The following is a 6,159-nucleotide window of genomic DNA, read 5'->3' on the forward strand; positions in this document are numbered from 1 at the left end:
GGATGTTTTTCACATCCGAACTCACGTTCATCCCATGCCTAAAGGCGGGCTATGCCCGGTATGGGCTTTCCTGCTCGTATAATCTGTAACGAAGAGATGACGCGCTCACTCCGACTTCGTCGTCCAGACGCGTCGCCGCACTTGTTCGAATAAACCGAAGACGGCGGCCGCCCCGAGCAAGACGACACCCGTGACCGTGAACTTATGTTGTAACGCAATCGTGAGCCAACCGAGCACGGCGGAGCCGACGACCGTACCGAGTGAGAAGAAAGCATAAAAGTAACCGTACGACTTGCCTCGATTCGCCCGTGTCGTCGCCCGAATCAATAACGTATTGATGGCCGGGAACAAGATGGCAAAACCAAAACCGTAGAAGGCGAGCACCGCATAGAGCGCCATCACACTCGTGGCGTTCCCGATGAGCACTTGACTGACACCAAGAATGCCGATGCCGAGCGCGGCGAGTCTCGTCGGTTCGAGACGGTCGAACAGCCGGTTCGTCGGCAAGGCGAAGACGAGGACCGCCACGACACCGAACGTACTGAGTAGCGTCCCACTCAACCGGGAGTCGTACCCGAGCGCTTCGACGTAAAGCGGCAACAGATAAGCGAGCGCCCCTTGCGAAAACATGAGCAAGAACGCACCAACGTATGCCTTGAAGACGTCCCGCTGTAGCCCTTGGGACGCCATCGTTGGTTCAGCATCCACCGGACGTTCCGTCAAACGGGACGACCGCATGACGAACAACGTCAAGAGGGTGACGCCAATCCCATAGAGCGCAACGAACGAAAACACGACCGGGACCGACGTCCGGCTCGCCAGGATCCCGCTAAACGCCGGACCGAGGATTGCGGCGAGGCCGACGAAACTCCCGGTGAGGGCGACCTTCTTTCCTTGTCGGTTCGCAGCAGTCAGGTTGGCCGACAAGGTGAATGCCGCCGGCACGATGAGACCGGCCACGAATCCGTGGATGACACGGACGACAAGCAACGTCGTCGGGTGATCGACAAGCTGGTACGCGAATAAGCTCGCACTCGACAAGAGGAGACCGGCGAGCAAGATGCGATACGGACCGACCTTATCCGTCCATATGCCAGACAAGACATTGCCGAACGTGTTCGCTAACGAGTAGATGGCAATCGCGACGCCGGCGATGAACGGCGTCGCCCCGACTGAGACAGCGAACGTGCTCATGACGGGGAGCTGGGCGAATAGATCAAAGAAAGCAAAAAAGACGATACTGTAGATGACAAACGCTGACGTCTTGTTCAATCGTTTCAACTCCTCGGCCTAGTCAAATCAGACTAAGTTTTCAGCTCCAGTCTAGCTTGCCATCTATATTTTGTATAGACGACTGAGCACACCGACACAAAAATGCCCTACAAACGAATTTGTAGGGCACCCGATTAATTTGTCACTTCGACGGCCGTGTCGAGGGCGACACGAATCATTTCGTCAAACGTCGATTGACGCTCTTCTGACGTCGTCTCTTCGCCAGTCAACAAGTGGTCTGAGATCGTGAGAATCGTCAACGCGTTGACTTTATGTTTGGCTGCGAGCGTATAGAGGCCTGCCGCTTCCATCTCAATCGCGAGGCAACCGAAGTCGGCCCACTTTTTGAAGTGGTGGAAGTCATCTTGATAGAATTGATCGGCTGTGAAGATTTGACCGACTTTGACTGGGATTCCGGCTTTCTCCGCGTTTACATATGCACGATGTAGGAGGTCGAACGTCGCAGTCGGTGCATAATCCATTCCGTTGAAGCGGACACGGTTTTGTGCCATCTCACTTGACGCACTCATGGCGATGACGACGTCGCGGACTTTGACGTCTTCTTGAATCCCGCCAGCCGTCCCGACACGAATCAAGTTTTTCGCGCCATATGACATGATCAACTCGTTCACGTAAATCGACATTGATGGAACGCCCATCCCCGTTCCTTGTACCGAGATGCGTTTACCTTTATACGTCCCTGTGAAGCCGTACATGCCACGGACTTCGTTGTACAATTCGACGTCCTCAAGAAACGTCTCGGCGATATATTTCGCGCGAAGCGGATCTCCTGGAAGTAGTACCGTTTCTGCAATTTGTCCTTCTTTTGCTCCAATGTGTACACTCATGATTCATGTCCTCCTTTAAAGTTGTCGTTGATAATGTTCCCGATATTCATTCGGTGTAACACCAACTTGTTTCTTGAAGACTTTCCGGAAATATTTATCGTCCGAAAAACCTACCGCTTGGGCGACCTCGTAAATACGTTGTCTACTCGTCTCAAGGAGACGTTTGGCCTCGAGCATGCGAATCGAAAGCAAGTACTCGGATAAGTTTACGCCATAGTGTTGCTTGAACCGCCGCGATATGTATTCACGGCTCAAAAAAAAGCGCTCACTCATCCCTTGCAGACTCAGTTCTTCCGCATAATGCCGTTCGATGAACGCCCCGATTTGGACGATTGGGTCTTCTGACGATGGACGGATGTCGACAAGCGCCCGTTCGAGCGTGTCGTTCAAGACGTCCGGGTCAATCGGTTTGAGTAAATAGTCGAAACTGCCGAGTTGAATCGCGCGCCGCATATACGAATACTCGTCATACCCGGTCAAGACGATCAACTTTGCCGATTCGGCTTCTTGATGGAGCCACTCCATCAACTCGATTCCGTTACATCCCGGCATTTGAATGTCCGATAAGACGAGGGCGGGACGTTCTGTAGCGATCAACGCCTTCGCTTCGTTCCCGTTGCTCGCCTCAATCACGGTCGTGACACCGAGACGCTCCCATTCCCCGAGTAATTTGACAGCCTCCCGTACCGGTGACTCATCATCGACAATCAACACTTTCGTCATGACGCATCCGCCTCCTTCACCGCTGGAAAACGCATGACGATGCGAAAACCGCCTGTCTCTGGTGTAGCCAACATAAATTCAGCCTCCCGTTTATAGTTTAACATGAGACGATCGCGAATGTTCTTTAAACCGGTACCTTCCGCGCCGTAGCGCAATTCGGTCGTCTGTTCCATACGTTCTTGTAACGCTTCAAGTTGATTATTCGGGATTTTTTGTCCGCTGTTCTCACAATGGACGACGAGCTCAGGCCCAATCTGTCGGATGCGCAGTAAAAACCGGTTCGCCGTCGAGGACCCGTCACGTTCGAATCCGTGTTTGAAAAAGTTTTCGGCAAGCGGTTGTAAAATCATCTTCGGCACGACGAGCGTCTGCAGCTCCTCGGGGACGTCAATCTCGATACAGAACCGATCAGGGAAACGGACGTGTTGAAGCCGGACGTACGACTGTAAATGGTCGACTTCACGCCTTAACGTGACCATCGATTCGTCCGGATGCATCGTATACCGCATCATCGACGACAGTTGCGTGATAAGACGATACACTGTCTTGCCATCCCCCTTCAAAGCGATCGTGCCAATCGATTGGAGCGCGTTGAACAAAAAGTGCGGGTTCGTCTGCGCTTGAAGTGCCCGAAGCTCATTCGTCCGATTCTCGAGCGCGAGCCGATATTCTCGTTGAATCAAATCATCGATTCGCTCAATCATCAACTTGAATTGTCGACCTAATACCCCGAACTCGTCATTTCCGAGGGAATCGAACGAGACGGTCATGTCCCCTTGCTCGATTCGTCGTATGTTCGACGTCAATGTCCGAATCGGTGTCGTCAACCGCATCGATGCATACGTCGCACCGATGAGGGCTAGAACGAGCGAGGCAATTCCGACGATGAAGATGATGAATGACGTTCGTGAAGCCGGCTCGGTGAGGAGACGGTCGGGAATGGACTTGCCGACATAAAACGCCTGATTTTCGAACTCAAACGATTTGATGATGCGATGATGTTTGCCGTCGCGTGATACGGACATCGGGGCAAGTGTCTCTGGAATCGGCTCGGTGCCAAGATGAGCGAACACTTGATCACCTGCCCCGACGAACCAAAGGCTCTCATCCGGGCTGTTTTGTAAAGAAGCGAGCTGACCGACGAAGACGTCTTCCGGGATATCAATTGATAAGACGGCGAGCGGTGTATCGGTCTCGATTTTATCGAGTCGAAAATGGAGTGTGACGACTTCTTGCTCCGAGAGGATCGGGCCAAAGTCATGGTACGGGACGAGCGGATGCGACGCCTCGAGCAAGACACGACTCTCTTTGTTTTCAAGCAGTTGTTGTTGAATCGGGCTCGGTTGTTTCTTCGAACGCGGTGACACCTTCATCTTATACGCTGCGAACGAGTCCATATCCTCGAGTATAAGCAGTTGGATTTGTGCGACGTCTTCCCGTGACAAGTACATCCCGAGTAGCGCCCGCCTTACTTCGAGTTCGGTCTGTTCGAGGGAGAGACCCGGACCGTACTCTAAAATATCGAGCACGTCCCGATTCGCATAGAGGCTCGTCGGGAGACGGCTCAAATCGGATATGTAGCGTTCAAACTGCAACGTGCCACGTTCGAGCGACCATTCGGTCAACTGCAGGCCGCGTTCACGCTCACGGTCCTTCACGTACCAATAGGAAATAATCGTCGCCAAAATGACCGGAATGAGAATCGTCAGCGCGATCATTCCCGTCAGTTTCGTTCGAATGCTGTTCACCGTCATCCCTCCTCCTCCGATTATATCACGGCCGATGCAAACGCTTTCAAAGAAGCAAAAAAAAGATTCGTTCCGTAGACTTTCTACAGAACGAACCTCTACATCACTCGTACGAGCGCAATAATTCCACTAAATCGAAAGGATGTCCTTCCGCAACTGCCAAATCACGTGGCGTCATGCCGTCCATGTTCTCAATCGACGCATCGGCCCCGTTCTCAAGCAATAGCTCGACCGTCGCGTAGTCGACTTCTTCGTTATAGAACAAGTTATGGAGCGGCGTGTCGCCATATCCGTCTTGCGCGTTGACATCGGCACCGCCTAAAATCTCGGCTTCAATCTCGTCATAGCTCGCATTGTCATAGGCAAGCTGTGAAAGTGGATCTTCCATCGTCATATCGGTGAATCCTTCACTAAATGGTGTCGAGGCAAGACTCGCGAACCCGTCACTCATGACGAGCCACGCGATGATGGCCCCGTTCAACACGACCGTCATGGCGATCGTCCCAATGATTGACGCTTTGACATATCCGGCCGTCTTGAATACCGGTACATTCACTTCGCCAGCTGCCGTGGCAATGGCGGCGATTCGTTTCGGTAGCGTCGGATGTGTCGAAATGAGTTCACTGTATTTGGCGATAAAGCCGTTCTCACGGCTCGCCTCTTGTAAATAGTCGAACTCGTTCACTTCCTTAGCGAGCGTGCCACCAACTGCAAGGACGGTAAGCGCCTGCTTCGCTGCCGCTTCGTCTTGAATATAATGGGCCGCCATCCGGTCGCACGTATATTCGCAAGCCCGCGAGTAGGCCGACCCGAGGAACGGGACGATATTCCCGAGCAAGACGAGCCATTGTTTTTGCACATGGTTACGGCGAATATGCGCTAGTTCATGCGCAATAATGAACTCGACTTCTTTCACTTGACCGTTCCGTGACAACTCAACGATGTCTGAGTATAAAATAATCATATTCTTTTGGAAGAACCGTGTCGCGAACGCGTTCAAGATGCCCCCGGCTTGCAAGATATAGACGTCCGGTAACATCCGGATGCCCATCCCTTGTCCGACGCGTTGATATATCTCATACAGATCCTTAAATTGATGTTCCGTCACTTTGACCCCGTTCGTTCGAATATAGCCGATTTGAATCCAGTGGGCGAACATCGATAATGACACGATGAAGCCGATGATGACTAAAAAGATGCCGAGTGAGGCAATCGTTAAGACGATGGCTAAAAGAATTGTCATAACGCTCGCCGCGACGAGCAAGCCGAAATACAAGTTTTCATGCTTATGAATAAGTTTTATTTTATTCACGTAATATTCCCCTTCATTTTCCAATTAACAACCTAATTATAGCGACTTACTTTCAAAAAGCAACAAAAAATAGAAACTGACAAAGTGTCAGTTTCTATCGAATCGTCACGCGATACAATTGATCGTCGTCGGCACCCGGATTGCCGCGTCCGTCCGTATTGTTCGTGATTTGACACTCCCACAGCTAAAGCAGTGGGATTCTGAAGTGCTTGTGCGAGCGCAGTCCATTTCTGTTTTGCTCAAGCCTTCAGATGAG

General features: G+C 51.8%; 5 protein-coding genes. All 5 read right to left on the minus strand.

The annotated features are described in order from the left end of the window. Positions 1-105 precede the first annotated feature (105 nt). The 5 genes from KNP76_RS15205 to KNP76_RS15225 all read right to left on the minus strand — a co-directional run bounded on the left by KNP76_RS15205 (position 106) and on the right by KNP76_RS15225 (position 5,903). Positions 106-1,272, minus strand: a complete 1,167-nt coding sequence (locus KNP76_RS15205; RefSeq protein ID WP_214845003.1) for an MFS transporter — start codon at positions 1,270-1,272, stop codon at positions 106-108. Between the two features lie 134 nt (positions 1,273-1,406). Beyond that, positions 1,407-2,120: a purine-nucleoside phosphorylase gene (gene deoD, locus KNP76_RS15210; RefSeq protein WP_034815803.1), complete on the minus strand. Its 714-nt coding sequence runs from the start codon at positions 2,118-2,120 to the stop codon at positions 1,407-1,409. 15 nt (positions 2,121-2,135) lie between these two features. Continuing rightward, positions 2,136-2,843 (minus strand): response regulator transcription factor, encoded by a 708-nt coding sequence (locus KNP76_RS15215; RefSeq protein WP_211779924.1) that lies wholly within the window; start codon positions 2,841-2,843, stop codon positions 2,136-2,138. Then, positions 2,840-4,597, minus strand: coding sequence for a sensor histidine kinase (locus KNP76_RS15220; RefSeq protein WP_214845004.1), 1,758 nt, complete (start codon positions 4,595-4,597; stop codon positions 2,840-2,842). Before KNP76_RS15220 ends, KNP76_RS15215 begins: the two co-directional genes overlap by 4 nt. A gap of 97 nt (positions 4,598-4,694) precedes the next feature. Beyond that, the gene (locus tag KNP76_RS15225) at positions 4,695-5,903 is read right to left on the minus strand and encodes a M48 family metallopeptidase (protein WP_214845005.1); all 1,209 of its coding nucleotides are present in this window, start codon (positions 5,901-5,903) and stop codon (positions 4,695-4,697) included. Positions 5,904-6,159 lie beyond the last annotated feature (256 nt).

The sequence above is a fragment of the Exiguobacterium sp. s150 genome (genome assembly GCF_018618435.1).
Classification (GTDB): domain Bacteria; phylum Bacillota; class Bacilli; order Exiguobacteriales; family Exiguobacteriaceae; genus Exiguobacterium; species Exiguobacterium alkaliphilum.

Coding starts and splice junctions, on each gene's coding strand:
- deoD (WP_034815803.1), bottom strand. CDS start 2,120: ATGAGTGTACACATTGGAGCAAAAGAAGGACAAATTGCAGAAACGGTA.
- KNP76_RS15215 (WP_211779924.1), bottom strand. CDS start 2,843: ATGACGAAAGTGTTGATTGTCGATGATGAGTCACCGGTACGGGAGGCT.
- KNP76_RS15220 (WP_214845004.1), bottom strand. CDS start 4,597: ATGACGGTGAACAGCATTCGAACGAAACTGACGGGAATGATCGCGCTG.